The organism is Streptomyces sp. NPDC044061 (assembly GCF_056434305.1).
Window position 1 is genome coordinate 214,375 of sequence record NZ_JBWKFL010000018.1, and the last position, 13,921, is coordinate 228,295.

The following is a 13,921-nucleotide window of genomic DNA, read 5'->3' on the forward strand; positions in this document are numbered from 1 at the left end:
TCTTCAGTTGTGATCAATGGGCTTCAGGAGGCTGCTGATCCAGATGGTGGCTGCGTGGAGATGGAGTCCGGCGAGGTAGCTCGCGGGCTTCTTGTCGTAGCGAGTCGCGATGCCCCGCCAGTCCTTCATCCTGTTGATGGCCCGCTCGACCGTGTTGCGGTCGCGGTAGAGATCAGCGTTGTGGGTGACGGGCCTGCCGCCATGGCTGCCTTTCTTCCTGCGGTTGGCGGCTTGGTCCTTCTTCCCTGGGATGACCACCTTGATGCGGCGTTTGCGCAGGTGGGCGCGGTTGGCGCGGGAGGAGTAGGCCTTGTCGCCGGCCACGGCGGCCGGCCGGGTGCGGGGGCGGCCGACGGGCAGGCGGACCCGTACCTTGTTCAGGACGGGGATGAACTGGGGGCTGTCGGCGGCCTGCCCGGCGGTCAGAAGGAGCGCCATCGGCCGGCAGCGCCGGTCGGCGGCCAGGCGAACACGACCGCACGAGAGCGGCCCTCAAAGGTCGGTGGACCGTCGTAGGGCTGAGATCTCTCCAGCCCTCAGGTCTTCCGTGATCGACCTGACAAGGATGAGGTCAGACCTCAAAGCCTTGGCCTATGCGGGCGCCGACCACACCATCGGCCGGCACCCGTCGCCTTGACTCAGTCATTGAGACACCACCGCCCTCGCTCGCTGCGTGGGATGAGGCTTTCGGGGTACGCGCGCACGGACAGGTACCTGGTTCAGACCAAGGCAGGCCGAATGGAGCCGGACAGCAGCAAGGAGCGTGAAGCCCAAGAGGAGCGCCCGATCGTCGTCGCTGCCGCATTCGAGGGCAGCGAAGAGATCGCCCTCGCGCGAGACCTTGCCCGATCCTTCCTCACCGACGCACAAGCGGTTCATGGTCTGCCCGTGTCCGGCCGGGTGATGGGCATGACACAGCTCGTGGTGAGCGAACTGGTGACGAACGCCCGCAAATATGCTCCGGGCCCCTGTCTGCTGACGTTGGAGATCCGCGGCAGCCTCGTCGAGGTGACGGTCTGGGACAGTGATCCGGCGCTTCCAATCGCTCGGGCGGCTGATCCGGGCCGAGTCGGTCAGCATGGAATAGAGATCATCATGGCGGTGTGCCGTAGCTTCGAAGCGCATCGAGAGCCAGTCGGCAAGCGGATCACTGCCACCGTCGCGCTGGAAGACGACCTCGGGGATGACGTAGCCAGTCGCCGGTTGTAGCCCCAACGCCCCCGTGCGCTGAGATAGCGGCAGCCGAGACTTGTACGGCACGTTGGACGATGCGCCTAACGGCCTTGCTCTGGCATCACAGGCCGAAAGCGCCACCCTCGATGAGGATGAGCAAGCCGATCGCGATAAGGACGACCGGCAGCAGCACGTGACCCCACCGGCTGAGAGCCTTGGCGACCAAAGGGCGTGTAGCGAAGAAGCGTCCCGCGAAGCACCACACAGCAACGAGGACCAGGAACACGACGGCGTACACGCTCATGCCGCCCACGCCGGCCGAGGCGAACACAGGAACGTACACGCCGATGTTGTCGCCACCGTTGGCGAAGGTGACCGCGGCGACCTCCAGCGCCTTCGGACCGTCCTCTCTCGCCTCCTGGTCGTCGTCCTCGTCGTCCCGATGCTTCCAGGCCTGCCAGGCCGCCTTGAAACCGAGCGCCAGCGGCAGCAAGCCGAGGTAGGGGATTGCCGACTCGGGTAGGAACGTCGCTCCGAACGCGGCAGCGACAGCCACAGCGAGGATGACGGCGAAGCCGAGGTACTGCCCCAGTACGATCCGGCGCGTGGCACCGGGGTGACCCGCACCCTGGGCGAAGAACAACGACAGGATCAGGATGTCGTCGATATTGGTGACGGCAAACAGGCCGGCTGCCTGTCCGACGATGCCCAGGTTCACAGTGACGGCCCCTCCCGCTCGGTCACCTCGGGACCCTACCGACCCTGCGCCGGCTCACCGACGGCTAGCCAGGCCTGCCCGGCGAGGGGATGCCTTCACGTCTCGGCGCGGCGGAACTTACGGTTTGTGGGTTACCCAGAGCAGTTCCGCCGGCCAGCGGTGTGCCCAGTCGGGTGGGTCGGTTTCGTTGTAGCCGTTGGGTGTTCCGAGTTCGGGCCGCGGCTCGATGAGGTCGTCGATGATGAGACCCGCGCCGCGCAGGACCTTGACCCAGTCGCCGTAGGTGAGCTGATAGCTGGTCGCGGGCTGCCTAGTTGCGGATCAGACCCTCAGCCCGCTCGAACGACGTCTCGTCGAGCTCGGCGATGCCGAGCCACCGGTCGAGCAGGAACGACAAGGACACCTGGCTCTTGGGGTGCCGCTGCTCGTCCACCTCATGGAGGAGTCTCGTGCGGACCTTCTCGGCCTCCTCCGGGGTGGCAGCCTACTCGTGGAGGTAGAGGTCCTTCTTCGTGAGCGGGGCACGCCCTGCATGGACGCGGACCTGGAGATCGTCTCCGTGGGGGCGGATGCTGCCGCGCTGACGTCGCCTGGATCGTGTGTTCGCCATGGCTACGGAACCTATTCATGGTCAATACCATGGCCACGATGAACAGCGCGCCTACCCCAGAGGGGTAAACGCGCTGGTCAGGAGTGGTGCCCCCGGCAGGATTCGAACCTGCGACACCCGCTTTAGGAGAGCGGTGCTCTATCCCCTGAGCTACGAAGGCAGGGATGTGTGGGCAAAGGTGTTGGAAATCCGCCCACATCGGACGGATCCCGACCCTGAGAGCCCCAGGCATCCACAGGGCGCCCCACCAGAGTGGTGCACCGCGCACAGTCTAGCGGTTGCGGCAGCGCACCGAGGCGTCATGCCCTGCTGTTGTGTGGCCCCGCCCCTGTGTGCCGAGCCCCCTGTGTCGACCGGCGGAGCGCGTCGTGCGGTGACGTGCGCCGACCGGCCTTGTGGCCACCGTGTCCGGCGGGTGATGCCGAGGGCCACGGGGTTCTTGGCCCAGGCGTACCCGATGTAGATGAGCAGAGCGCCGTCGGCTCCGTACGCGGGGATCCGTCGGAGGCGGTGTGTCTCATCCAGGGTGGAGAATCCGGATTCGCTGTCCTGGCGGAACCCGATGAGGCGCACTCCGGCTTCGGTGCCTGGCGGAAGGATTCGGAGGTGCTCGGTCCTGTTGAACCTCGTGCGCTTCGTCCTTGGATCCAGCAATCCATCTTCCTGAGTTTCGTACACCGGAATTCATTCGACGTGGAGGTCGCATCGACAGTGCACCTCGCAGGGGCGGCCCCTTGGCGACTGGTGTGACAGCGAACGCGTATCGAGGGGAGTGAATCCCCCAGGTAGGTGGCCTGACGGGAGCCGGCCGTGGCGGTTGTCCGGTCGCGTCGGCAAGTCGGGCGAGTCGCTCTGCGGCGGTTCCACGGAGGCTTTTGCACGGCAGGGGCCCCAGGGGCATCCCGAGTGGATCGTTGCACCGCTCGCTGTTCCGGCTCCATGCGCGTCTTCCCGAGAAATCACGCTCCGTTACCTGCTATACAAGTAGCGTATGGGGGCTTGGGGCGCATCCGGGGTGCGCCTCGGTCACACTTGTGCGGTGCCTGGAGGAATCAGACGCGCCAAGAAGCCGAGCAGTTTCGTCATCGACGGCGACTGGCCGCACGCCATGATGGAGCCGCATCGAGGCTCTCTCGTCGCGCAGGCAATAGCCCGCAAGCTCGCTGAGGCGATGGCGGAGCGGGGAATCAGCGCCAATGCCCTCGCGAAGATGAGCGGTGTCAACCGACAGGTCATCGCCAACGTGCTCAACGGCACCGTCTGGCCCGACATGCTGACGGTCGTGGACCTCGAGGGTGCGCTGGGCATCTTGCTCTGGCCCGACCACACGCAGTGGAAGATCCCTGAGCCGGGTCGTCCAGGCGATCGGGTCGCACCAGATGGAGAAGCTTCCGGGCCGAGCCGCAAAATCACCGGCCCGGAGGGGCGCTCCCGCGGCGGAGCCTCGCTCCAAGCCCGCGGACGCTGGTCGCCCGTCGTTGCCCCAGCCGGTCTCGACAGGAGCAACGCACTCCTGGTAGGTGCCGATCATCGGGTGACGGCCGTCAGTGCGGCCGTACCCGGCGCTTGCCTCCTCGTCGGTTCGGCCTCACTCAAGATTCGCAGCGGATGCCCCCGGTGGGCGAGAGCCTTCAGCACCTTGCCCACGGCGCCGTCGACTCCTGGACTCAGCACAGGGGTGAGCCCGCGGGGCTGGGGGCGATGAGGGGCAGGTGGATGCCGCGAGCGAACTGGAGGCGCTTGCCGAGGAGTTGGCCAAGCGGCTTGGGGAGGTCGCGGTCGAGCGGGAGGAACTGGGGATCGCCGGGCGGGTCCTGCTCCGCCTGGCGGAACAGGACAGGGCCGATACGGAGGCCGCTGGAGCGGCGGCCCCGGTGAAAGCGCGGGTGGCGGGGCGTGCGGTGCTGTTGATCCCGCCCCGTGGTGAGACTGGCGACGGGGCCGGGCTGCCTGCCGACTACCGCCGGATCCTGGCGATCGTGCGGGCCGCCGACGGTCCGCTGCAGATCAAGGCGGTGGGTGACGAGCTGGGCCCTGAGGTGACGGTGCGCGGGAAGCTGGAGCCGCTGCGGGCGAAGATGACCAAGTTCGCCGATCGTGGCTGGCTGCACAAGCGGCCCGACGGAAAGTTCACCACGCGCCTGTAACCGCGCCGGATCGGGGACGGCCAGGGCGTAACTGGCGGGCCTCCGACGGAAGTTGAGTTTGGTGTGAAGCAAAACAACCATCCCGTCGAGGGGCCCTGACCGACGGAGGCCGCTGCGCCCGCCCGGCCGGGCACTGTGCTCAGGAGGTCGGTTGGGGCTGGTGCTCGCCCGAGCCCCACCTTGCCGCCCACATCCTGCAGGGCTGCCTGGAGGCCCGGGCCGCCGCCGAGCGGGCGCGGCACGAGGCGTGGCTGACCTCCCTCACCCCGGCCTTTCTGGTGGCGGCCTTGCCAGGGGTCGCACGCCCGCGGCCCGGGCAACGGACGCAGCCTCCAGCCCGGTGAGCCATGTCACGGGCGCGTGCGTGCGGCAGGAGAACCGCGGAGAGTGTGCAGTGGGTTTAGATCTCGGGGAGTTGATGGCGCAGCGCCATCAACTCCCCGCCCCGACCCCACCCGCCCCACAGAGGGAGCCCCGTGCCACCCACCGTTCTGATCACCGGTGCGTCCGGATTCATCGGCCGTCACGTCGCCCGCGAGGCCGCACGCCCGGGCGTGGAGCTCCGGCTGATGTCTCATCGCCGCCCGCTGCCCGGCTCCGACGGCGGGCCGGCCGCCGTGCGATCGCCCGTGACCATCCGGGCCGACCTCGGCGACCCCGGTTCGCTGCGCGGGGTGTGCGACGGGGTGGACGTGCTGCTGCACTGTGCCGCTCAGATCAGCGGCAGCCCCGAGGCCAACAGGACGGTCAACGCCGGGGGCACGCGCGCCCTGGTCGCCGAGGCCCGGCGGGCCGGGGTGTCCGGCATCGTCCAGATCAGCACGGCCTCCGTATACGGGCGGGGCAGCTACCGCCGGGCCCGCCCGGAGGACCTGGTCCGCAACCCGGAGTCGCCGACCTCGGCGACCCGGGCCGTGGCCGAGGACGCCGTGCTCGCCGCGGGCGGGACCGTGCTCCGGCCGCACTTCGTCCACGGCCCGGGCGACAGCTGGCTGGTGCCGGGGCTGGTCGGCGTGCTGCGGGCACTGCCCGGCACGGTCGAGGGCTGGCCCGCCCGGCTGTCGCTGGTGTCCGTGCACGACCTGGCACGCCTGGCGGTGGGGGCGGGGCTCGCCCCGGCACGGAACCTGAGCGCGTCCGTCTACCACGCCGTCCATCCGGAGCCGGTGACCGCCCGGGAGCTGCTGCGGGCGGTGGCCGACTGCGCCGGGCTGACCTGGCCGCAACGAGAACTGACCGTCCGGCAGGCCCAGGACCTGCTCATCGGCGATCCGTACTCCCGGCACGGACTTGACATGCTCACATCTGACCACTGGTTCGACGGGGAACCGCTCTGGTCGGACCTGGCCGAGGCCCCCGGGCCGGGCTTCGCGGAGTCCTTCGCCCGGTACACGCCCTGGTACCGGGAGGCGCTGCGGACCACCCGGCCGTGAGCCCCGCGGTCGGCTGTGCGGCAGCGGGGTGGGGGTTCTTCGGGGCCAGTGGTGCGGTACTGGTCTGCAGGGTCGCCGCGGCCGTGCCGCACAAACGGTGTCCCCGCCGGGACGCAGCCGTGGGTGGGCGCGTGCCGGTGCGTCAGCGGTGGCGCAGCGGCAGACGGATCTCCAGCACGGTGCCGGGTCCGGCACCGGCGCCGAAGTCCGTGCGGCCGCCGAGGCCTTCCACCCGCTCGGTGAGGAAACGCAGGTTTACGGCGGCGCCCTCCGCGGACCTGCGCCCGTCATCGGTCGCCTTCGCGTGCAGCCGGCGCCGGTTGACCCGGACCACGGCCGTCACGTGCTGCGCGCCGGAGCGGGTCACGCGGTCGCGCAGTGCCTCGCGCAGCGCGAAGTGGACCTCCACCCGATACCGCTCGGTGAGGACGCGCTCGTCCCCGATGACCTGGACACAGGTCCGGACACCCGCGTCGCCCGAAAGGCCGTCCCGGGTGCGCAGTTGGGCAGGAAGCCCTCCAGTGCCTCCCACAGCGGCGGCAGGTCGCACCGGCTGCGCGCTCCGTCGATCAGCGCCCGGTTCTCCCGCTCGGCCACCGTCAACGACCGTACGGTCGCGGCGAGATGGGCGGCACGGGCGCCGGGGTCCCGGACCGCGGCGTCGAGGCTGAGCCGGGTGTCGGAGAGCGCGCCTCCCAGCTCGTCGTGCAGCTGCCGGGCCACTCGCCGCCGCTCGTTCCACCCGTCGTCGCCGGCCCACACCTCCTCGGTGGCCGCCCGCAGGGACTCGCCGAGCCGTCTGGCCACGGTCGCCGCACGCAGCAGGCCCGTCTCGTTGTGCGCGATACCGCTCCCCAGCACATGCAGCAGCGCGCACTCCAGCAGCAGGGCCGCCGCGGCCGTCACCTGGTGCGGTGAGGCCGGGGGAGGGGTGATCGGCGTGGGCCGAGGGCCGGCCGACCCGTCGCGGCCGCACGCGCGGTCCAGTACGGCGTGGGCGAACTCCCGCAGTGACGCACGCAGTTCGGGCACCTCGGCCTCGGCAGGGGCCGGCACACCGGTCAGCCGGGCGGCGAACCGGTCCAGGACGGCCTCGGTCTCGCCGGCCCCCAGAACCGGGGAGGCCGCCGGGAGGGGGGTGGCGGAGGCGGACCCGGGCCACGGGCGCGGGGACATCCGGGCTGCCGCGCGGACCAGCCCCTCGTGCAGGACTTCGGTGAATCCGTTGCCCATCACGGGGGCGCTCGTGCTGCTCATCGAGTTCCTCCGCTGCTTGGGTGCCCGCACAACGTCTCCGTCCCAATGTAACAAACAGACATGTCTGATTGTCTAGGTGATTTGCTGTGCCTCACCTGTCGAGTGGGGGATGGAATACCCCGATAAATCAGCTATTCATGTTGCAAGTTGCCTGACCTCGAAGCATCGACTGTGAGGGGGCTTGATCAGATGGGGACAAGAAACAGGCGAGGTTGTATGATTTGGCTCGCGTCGCTGTGACCAGCAGCGTCAACGGGGGCGATACATGGTGTTCATGTCGAGAAGGGGCGGTGGGGCCCGATGCAGACACGGTCCGAACAGACCCGGCAAGCTCTCGTCCGTGCGACGGCCGAGCTGATCGCAGAGGGCCGGGTTCACGATGCGGGTCTGGTCAACATCTGTCGCAGAGCGGGCGTGAGCCGGGGGGCCCTCTATCACCATTTCTCATCGACGACGGAGCTGACGGCCGCCGTGTACGACCAGGCGCGCAGTTGTCTCGTGGCGCTGATGGACGAGGCGTTCGAGGTGTCGCCCACGGACGCGCCGGAGCGCTTCTTCGTCGCCCTCGGCGCGGCGATGCGGACGGAGAAGACCGTGCGGGCGGGCATACAGCTGGCGGCGGACGGGACGGACGCCCGGCCGTCCCTGCGCGACGAACTGCTGGCCCTGGTGCACCAGCGGGTCGTGGAGGCGTACGAGGAGTCCGTCGTCCCCTCTGCCCAGGATCTGGCCGACCTGACCGTGGTGGTGGCCGCCGGGATCGAGTCCCTGGGACATGCGGACCCGGGCTGGTGGGAGGTCAAGGCCTCGCAGCGGTTGTGGGAGATGTTGCGCCCGCTGTTCTCCGCGGCCCGCGGAAGGCGGGCCTGACGCCCGCTCAGGTGTTCGCGGCGGCCGGCGGCATGGTGGTACGCAGCCGGCCGATCACCCCGGGGGTGGCCAGACCGGGCAGCAGGAAGCGCCAGAACACGGTGACCCGCTCGGGCAGGTCCTCCCGCTTGCTGTAGGCCTGGGACATGATCTGGAGGCCGGTGAAGGCGCCGACGATGGTGGCCGCGGCCTCCTGCACGTTCACGGCCGGCAGGATTTCGCCCTGCTCGGCGCCCTGCTGCAGCAGCTCGACCATGGTCTTCTTGGACTGTTCGTACGCCGTCTCCGGCGGGACGGACAGCGAGGTCTGCTCGACCGCCAGACGCACGCTCGCGCGGAGCACCGAGTCGTGCTGGAGCCGCTCCGCGAACTGCAGGGTCAGGTCGATCGCTGCCTGGAGCCGCAGCGGCTGCTCCGGTACCTCCAGTGCCTCGTTGTGCGCCTCCAGCAGGGCCGAGGCGATGGCCTCCTTGGAGGGGAAGTGGTGATACAGCGAGCCGCGGGTGAGCCCCGTCCGGGCCAGGATCTCGTTGGTGCTGGCGGCGTCGTAGCCGCGCTCGTCGAACACCTGGGCGGCAGCCTCGAGAATCGACCGTCGCGATCGCTTTCCGCGTTCCTGCTGAGCCATGACAAGTCCCTTGCCCTTACTTTAACCAGACTTGTCTGTATGTTAACGGGCGAAGGAGGTTCCGTCAGCCTCCAGGTACGAGGTAGTTGCGCACAGGGTCCTGTGCGGCGGTTCCCGTGCCGCTCGGGCGCCCTACGGATGCCCGAGCCGGAAGCCCACTCCGCGCACGGTGGTGATCCACTTGCTGGAGCCGAGCTTGCCGCGCAGGGTGCTGACATGGGTGTCCACGGTGCGGCCGTTCGGGGACCAGGCATCGTCCCAGACCTGGGCCATGATCTGGCGCCGCGGGATGACGGTGCCGGGCTGCGAAGCCAGCAGGTGCAGCAGGTCGAACTCCTTGCGGGTGAGGTCCACCGGCACCCCGTCGACCGTGGCCACCCGGGCGCCCGCGTCGATGCGCAGCGAGCCGTGGTGGATGACGTGCGGGGCGGCGGCCGGCTGCGAGCGCACCCGTCGCATCACCGCCTCCATGCGGGCCAGCAGCTCGCGGAAGCCGTACGGCTTGACCAAGTAGTCGTCCGAGCCCGCCTGTAGGCCGAGCACGCGGTCCAGCTCCGAACCGCGCGCGGTGACGGCGATGATCGGGGTGTCGCTGATCGCCCGGATGCCCCGGCACACTTCCAGACCGTCCAGGTCCGGCAGGTCGAGGTCGAGCAGGACCAGGTCGGCGTCGCGGTGGGCCCGGAGCGCCTCGGCGCCGGTGGCCACGCCGCGGGCGGCGTAGCTCTGCCGCACCAGGCCCTTGAGAAGCGTGTCGGCTGCCCGGGCGTCGTTCTCGACGACCAGGACGCGCAGAGGTCCTTCCGGGCTGGTGGCCTGCGCGGGGAACGCCGGTGGAGCCGGGGCTGCCGCCGGACGGTTCGACTGGTGGTGCTCCGGACTGGATTCCAGTAGATCCACTGCCTGCAGGTTCATGTGCCCCCTCCTCAGGCAGCCCGTCGTATCGGGCTGCTCGAAGCTTCACATGCCGCACGGTATCAAACAGACTTGTCTGATTGTCAATGAGATACGGCTCACCGGGCGGGTCCTTGGCGAGTGCTGGAGAGGGGTCGCTGACCTGCATATACGCTTACTTTGCATGGAGTTGGCAGACCTTTGCCTGCTGGTCGGATGACGGAGATGTCGGCGCAATCGATGGTGCACATGCCTTCCAATTGGGCAGCCCCGCATGTTTTGTCGATGACGCCGGACATCTAGGTAGATAAACCGACAAAATGCGCGCCGACTCCGGTACTGCGGCACGACTGGGTGGAAGATTTACTTGAAAAAACGGACTGACCTGTCTGTATCTTGTTGACCAGATCGTCGGCCTGCAGGGGGGAAGCCGGCATCAGGAGTGATCTCCCCTGCCCAGAAACTGACAGGAGATCTTCCGTATGTCGTACCTGGGTCACATGTCCGGACTCACCACGACGGTTCCGCGCGAGTACGTCCACCGAGCCGCAGTATCGGAAGTCCTGTTGACCGGCTGGGAGGCCGACGCCTCGGTCGGCTCCGGTGAACAGGACGGCTTCGTGGTCAGAGCGCAGTGGCCGCGCAGCCACTCGCTGTTCGCGCCCGAAGGCGGCTACCAGGACCCCATGCTTCTGATCGAGTCCGTCCGCCAGGTCGGATCCCTTCTCGCGCACGCCGAGTTCGGGGTCCCCTTCGGTCACCAGTTCCTGATGAGGGACATGTCCCTCACCGCCGCACCCGACCTCTTCGTCGCGGACACCGCCCCCACCGAGATAGAAGTCCGCACCGTGTGCAGCGACCTGGTCCTGCGGCGCGGCTCGCTCCAGGGCATGCGCTACGACGTCACCGTGGTGCGTGACGGCCGGGCGCTGGCCACCGCCGGGGCGGCCTTCCGGTGCATGCACCCGGACGTGTACCGGCGGGTGCGCGGTGAGCGTCCCACCACCACCGTCCACGCCGCGCCGCCCGCGATCGAGCCGGCCCGCGTGGGGCACACCGATCCCCGGCACGTCGTCCTCGCCAACCCCCTGCCGGGCGCCGGGAACCGCTGGGAACTGCGGGTCGACACCGCCCACCCGACCTACTTCGACCACCCGGTGGACCATGTGCCGGGGATGGTGCTGCTGGAGGCCGCCCGGCAGGCCGCCGTCGCCTCGACCGGGCTGTCCGACGCGCTTCTGCTCGGCCTGGAGAGCGACTTCACGCGCTACGCCGAATTCGACGCCCCCTGCTGGATCGAGGCACACGCCGAGGCGCCCGGTGCCACCGGCGAGGTCCGGGTGCGGGTGCGCGGTGTGCAGCAGGACGAGAGTGTCTTCACCACGCACCTCACCCTGGCCCCGCGGCCCCGTTCCTGACGGTCCTCTGTACTTCGGCTGACGTTTTTCTGAAGTCCGTTTCTCGCGGCTTGCAAAGCGGACGAAACCCTGTGACGTGAGCGGTTGAGGGTGCCACTCGTTCCGAAGAAGATAGAGGTCAGGGTCGCGGAAATGTCACCAATTCGCGGGGGTTCTTTCGCGCACCCCGACTTTGTTTCATTTCGTCGTCCCCTGGTGTCAAGGGTGGAAGAGGGCCGAACCACATGACCAAGATCGGAATCATTCTGGGCAGCACCCGCCCGGGCCGCAAAGGGCAAGCGGTGGCGGAATGGGTGGCCAAGGCCGGTGCCGAGCAGGTCCCGGACGCGGTCTTCGAGATCGTCGATCTTGCCGACTTCGCTCTTCCGCTCCTCGACGAACCGCATCCGCCGGCCTTCGGCCGCTACACCAAGGACCACACCCGAGCGTGGTCCGAGGCCGTCAGCGGCTACGACGGCTTCGTCTTCGTGACCCCCGAGTACAACCGCTCGATCCCCGGCGCGCTGAAGAACGCGCTGGACTTCATCTACACCGAGTGGAACAACAAGGCGGCCGGCTTCGTGAGCTACGGCATGCAGGGCGGAGCCCGTGCCGTCGAGCACCTGCGGCTGATCCTGTCCGAGCTGAAGGTGGCCACCGTCCGCTCCCAGGTCTCGCTCTCCCTGTTCGTCGACTTCACCACGACCAACCCGGCGGAGCCCGGCGCCGAATTCGCGCCCGGCCCGCACCAGGCGCAGACCCTCGCCACCATGCTGGGCGAGGTCGTCGCCTGGTCCGGGGCGCTGAAACCGCTGCGCGACGGCGTGTGATCCGCACCTAGCGGAAACTTAATCGGTGCCGTATTGAACTTAACCGGCGCCGTGAAGAAGCTGTTTACCAGGGTTCGGTTCGGTGCGTCGAATTCACGGGAACGCGAATCCTGGGGATACAGGGCGGTGGTGCGGCACTGTCCCTCCCCCCAATAAAGAGACGGAAGGCCGCTGCTGAGCAGCGGCCTTCCGTCTTGTTTTCCTGCTCGTTCCACGAGAGAACATTCCGGGAGTTGCCACATGGCCCACGAAATCAGCAAGACCGCCCTTGTCAGCGGAGGTTCGCGGGGTATCGGGCGCGCCGTCGTCCTGCGGCTCGCGCGCGACGGCCACCGGGTGGCGTTCTGCTACCAGAACCCGTCCGAGTCCGTGCAGAGCCTCGAGAAGGAGGCCGCCGAGCTGGGCGCGACCGTGGTGGGCCGTCAGGTCGACGTCACCGACGCCGCGGCGGTGCGCGCCTGGGTCCAGGACACCGAGCGGGAGCTCGGGCCGCTGGACCTGGTCGTCAACTCCGCGGGCATCGTCCGCGACACGCCCCTGGTGATGATGAAGGACGAGGACTGGGAAGACGTGATCGACGTCAATCTGACCGGTACCTTCCACGTCTCCCGGGCGGCCGTGTTCGGCATGATGAAGCGGAAGTCCGGCTGCATCGTCAACATCTCCTCCGTCGCCGGCGTGCACGGCAACGCGACCCAGACCAACTACTCGGCGTCCAAGGCCGGAATCATCGGATTCACCAAGGCCCTGTCCAAGGAGACCGGGCGGTACGGCATCCGTGCGAACGCGGTGGCCCCCGGCTTCATCGACACCGACATGGTGTCCGGACTCTCCGACTCCTTCCGGGAGAAGGCCGTACAGGGCATCTCCCTGCGCCGCTTCGGCAGCGCCGAGGACGTCGCCGAGGCCGTCGCCTACCTCGCGGAGGCGCAGTACGTCACCGGAACCGTCCTGGAGATCGACGGAGGCCTGTCGATCTGATCAGGCGTGTCCGCCCGTGCCCTCAAGGAGACCCCGCTCGTGCACAGGACACCCCACCCGTCGGGCCCCTCGGCGTCCGCGCCGCACGTGGTGCGCATCCACGCGCCGGGGTGCCCGGACGCGGAGCTGTGGCTGGTCCGTCCCTCGGGGCCGCCCGGCACCGCCGACCTCACCGTGCTGGACGCCACGGAACGGCGGCGGGCCGCGGCCTTCCGCCGTCCCGCGCGCGCCGCACCGTACGTCGCTGCGCACGTGGCGCTGCGCCACCTCCTCGGGGAGCGCATCGGCGTCCGCCCCGAGCAGGTGGTGCTGCGCCGCGAGGCCGGTGGCCGCCCCGTCCTGGCCGGCCACTCGCCCACCGTGCACTTCTCCCTCTCGCACAGCGGGGGAGTGGCGCTGCTGGGGATCGCCGACCGGGTGATCGGCGTGGATGTGCAGTGCCTGCCCGGTGCGTCGGCGGTCGAGTTGTGCGGCGGCCGGCTGCACCCGGCGGAGCGGGCGGAGGTGCTGGCCCGCCCGGCCGGTGACCGGCCGGAGCACTTCGCGCGGCTCTGGGCGCGCAAAGAGGCCTACCTCAAGGGTCTGGGCACCGGCCTGCGACGGCCCCTGAACGCCGACTACCTGGGCGACGGCGGCGCCGGGAGCCCGGACCGCCCAGCCGGCTGGACGGTCCTGGACGTGCCGTGCGCGCCGGGATTCACCGCCGCGCTGGCCCTCCTCGACGCCCCGGTGCCGACCACCCCGGAACCAGTCGTCCTGCCCCGGGGCGCGCGGGGCCGCATCGGGCCCTGACCCGGTGCGCCCCGCACTCGGGAGCCAAGGAGCCTCGACGGCGGTGAAGCACCCCGCCGTCGAACGGCACGAACCACAGAAGGAGCCATCGTGCGCAAGGTGCTCATCGCCAACCGTGGCGAAATCGCTGTCCGCGTGGCCCGGGCCTGCCGGGACGCCGGGATCGCGAGCGTGGCCGTATACGCCGACCC

Annotated in this window: 16 protein-coding genes, 1 tRNA gene and 2 pseudogenes; 10 read left to right on the forward strand and 9 right to left on the reverse strand. The window is 69.2% G+C overall.

The genetic code is table 11. The annotated features are described in order from the left end of the window. Window positions 1-3 precede the first annotated feature (3 nt). Window positions 4-474, reverse strand: a pseudogene (locus AC07CM_RS28880) (IS5 family transposase); the annotation flags it as partial. Window positions 475-738: 264 nt separating this feature from the next. Between AC07CM_RS28880 and AC07CM_RS28885 the strand changes: the two are divergent. After that, window positions 739-1,209, forward strand: coding sequence for an ATP-binding protein (locus AC07CM_RS28885; RefSeq protein ID WP_478879369.1), 471 nt, complete (start codon window positions 739-741; stop codon window positions 1,207-1,209). A gap of 85 nt (window positions 1,210-1,294) precedes the next feature. Here AC07CM_RS28885 and AC07CM_RS28890 read toward each other — a convergent pair whose 3' ends face one another. From AC07CM_RS28890 to AC07CM_RS28905, 4 genes and pseudogenes are all read right to left on the reverse strand, one after another. Further along, window positions 1,295-1,891 carry a cadmium resistance transporter gene (locus AC07CM_RS28890; RefSeq protein WP_478879370.1) on the reverse strand — a complete coding sequence of 199 codons (597 nt, stop codon included), beginning with the start codon at window positions 1,889-1,891 and terminating at the stop codon, window positions 1,295-1,297. A gap of 117 nt (window positions 1,892-2,008) precedes the next feature. Then, window positions 2,009-2,194 (reverse strand): annotated as a pseudogene (locus tag AC07CM_RS28895) (class I SAM-dependent methyltransferase); the annotation flags it as partial. Between the two features lie 7 nt (window positions 2,195-2,201). Continuing rightward, a complete protein-coding gene (locus AC07CM_RS28900) occupies window positions 2,202-2,324 on the reverse strand; it encodes a hypothetical protein (protein ID WP_478879371.1) in 123 nt (40 codons plus the stop codon). 261 nt (window positions 2,325-2,585) lie between these two features. After that, window positions 2,586-2,661 (reverse strand) — tRNA-Arg (locus AC07CM_RS28905). Window positions 2,662-3,672: 1,011 nt separating this feature from the next. Here AC07CM_RS28905 and AC07CM_RS28910 point away from each other — a divergent pair. The 3 genes from AC07CM_RS28910 to AC07CM_RS28920 all read left to right on the forward strand — a co-directional run bounded on the left by AC07CM_RS28910 (window position 3,673) and on the right by AC07CM_RS28920 (window position 6,081). Continuing rightward, complete coding sequence (locus AC07CM_RS28910) at window positions 3,673-4,206, forward strand: helix-turn-helix domain-containing protein (RefSeq protein WP_478879394.1); 534 nt, start codon at window positions 3,673-3,675, stop codon at window positions 4,204-4,206. Between the two features lie 7 nt (window positions 4,207-4,213). Beyond that, complete coding sequence (locus tag AC07CM_RS28915; RefSeq protein ID WP_478879372.1) at window positions 4,214-4,648, forward strand: hypothetical protein; 435 nt, start codon at window positions 4,214-4,216, stop codon at window positions 4,646-4,648. 476 nt (window positions 4,649-5,124) lie between these two features. Then, the gene (locus AC07CM_RS28920; RefSeq protein WP_478879373.1) at window positions 5,125-6,081 is read left to right on the forward strand and encodes an NAD-dependent epimerase/dehydratase family protein; all 957 of its coding nucleotides are present in this window, start codon (window positions 5,125-5,127) and stop codon (window positions 6,079-6,081) included. A gap of 142 nt (window positions 6,082-6,223) precedes the next feature. Here the strand turns inward: AC07CM_RS28920 and AC07CM_RS28925 are convergent, their stop codons facing one another. Together AC07CM_RS28925 and AC07CM_RS28930 are read right to left on the reverse strand one after the other, a co-directional pair. Next, window positions 6,224-6,490 carry a hypothetical protein gene (locus AC07CM_RS28925; RefSeq protein ID WP_478879374.1) on the reverse strand — a complete coding sequence of 89 codons (267 nt, stop codon included), beginning with the start codon at window positions 6,488-6,490 and terminating at the stop codon, window positions 6,224-6,226. Next, on the reverse strand, window positions 6,445-7,338 hold the full coding sequence (locus AC07CM_RS28930) for a sensor histidine kinase (protein ID WP_478879375.1): 894 nt from the start codon (window positions 7,336-7,338) through the stop codon (window positions 6,445-6,447). Before AC07CM_RS28930 ends, AC07CM_RS28925 begins: the two co-directional genes overlap by 46 nt. A gap of 300 nt (window positions 7,339-7,638) precedes the next feature. On the opposite strand from AC07CM_RS28930, the gene AC07CM_RS28935 reads away from it, so the two are divergent. Then, window positions 7,639-8,208: a TetR family transcriptional regulator gene (locus AC07CM_RS28935; protein ID WP_478879376.1), complete on the forward strand. Its 570-nt coding sequence runs from the start codon at window positions 7,639-7,641 to the stop codon at window positions 8,206-8,208. A 7-nt stretch (window positions 8,209-8,215) separates the two neighbouring features. Here AC07CM_RS28935 and AC07CM_RS28940 read toward each other — a convergent pair whose 3' ends face one another. Both AC07CM_RS28940 and AC07CM_RS28945 read right to left on the reverse strand, forming a co-directional pair. Further along, complete coding sequence (locus AC07CM_RS28940; RefSeq protein WP_478879377.1) at window positions 8,216-8,836, reverse strand: ScbR family autoregulator-binding transcription factor; 621 nt, start codon at window positions 8,834-8,836, stop codon at window positions 8,216-8,218. 132 nt (window positions 8,837-8,968) lie between these two features. Continuing rightward, entirely contained in the window at window positions 8,969-9,751 is a 783-nt protein-coding gene (locus AC07CM_RS28945; RefSeq protein ID WP_478879378.1) for a response regulator transcription factor, read from the reverse strand. 461 nt (window positions 9,752-10,212) lie between these two features. On the opposite strand from AC07CM_RS28945, the gene AC07CM_RS28950 reads away from it, so the two are divergent. From AC07CM_RS28950 to AC07CM_RS28970, 5 genes are all read left to right on the forward strand, one after another. Next, window positions 10,213-11,148, forward strand: coding sequence for a ScbA/BarX family gamma-butyrolactone biosynthesis protein (locus tag AC07CM_RS28950; RefSeq protein ID WP_478879379.1), 936 nt, complete (start codon window positions 10,213-10,215; stop codon window positions 11,146-11,148). 224 nt (window positions 11,149-11,372) lie between these two features. Next, on the forward strand, window positions 11,373-11,957 hold the full coding sequence (locus AC07CM_RS28955; protein ID WP_478879380.1) for an NADPH-dependent FMN reductase: 585 nt from the start codon (window positions 11,373-11,375) through the stop codon (window positions 11,955-11,957). Between the two features lie 240 nt (window positions 11,958-12,197). Then, on the forward strand, window positions 12,198-12,938 hold the full coding sequence (gene fabG, locus AC07CM_RS28960) for a 3-oxoacyl-[acyl-carrier-protein] reductase (protein WP_478879381.1): 741 nt from the start codon (window positions 12,198-12,200) through the stop codon (window positions 12,936-12,938). 39 nt (window positions 12,939-12,977) lie between these two features. Then, a complete protein-coding gene (locus AC07CM_RS28965) occupies window positions 12,978-13,730 on the forward strand; it encodes a 4'-phosphopantetheinyl transferase family protein (RefSeq protein WP_478879382.1) in 753 nt (250 codons plus the stop codon). A 90-nt stretch (window positions 13,731-13,820) separates the two neighbouring features. Then, window positions 13,821-13,921: biotin carboxylase N-terminal domain-containing protein (locus tag AC07CM_RS28970; protein ID WP_158786612.1), on the forward strand; the 101-nt coding region annotated here is incomplete at its 3' end.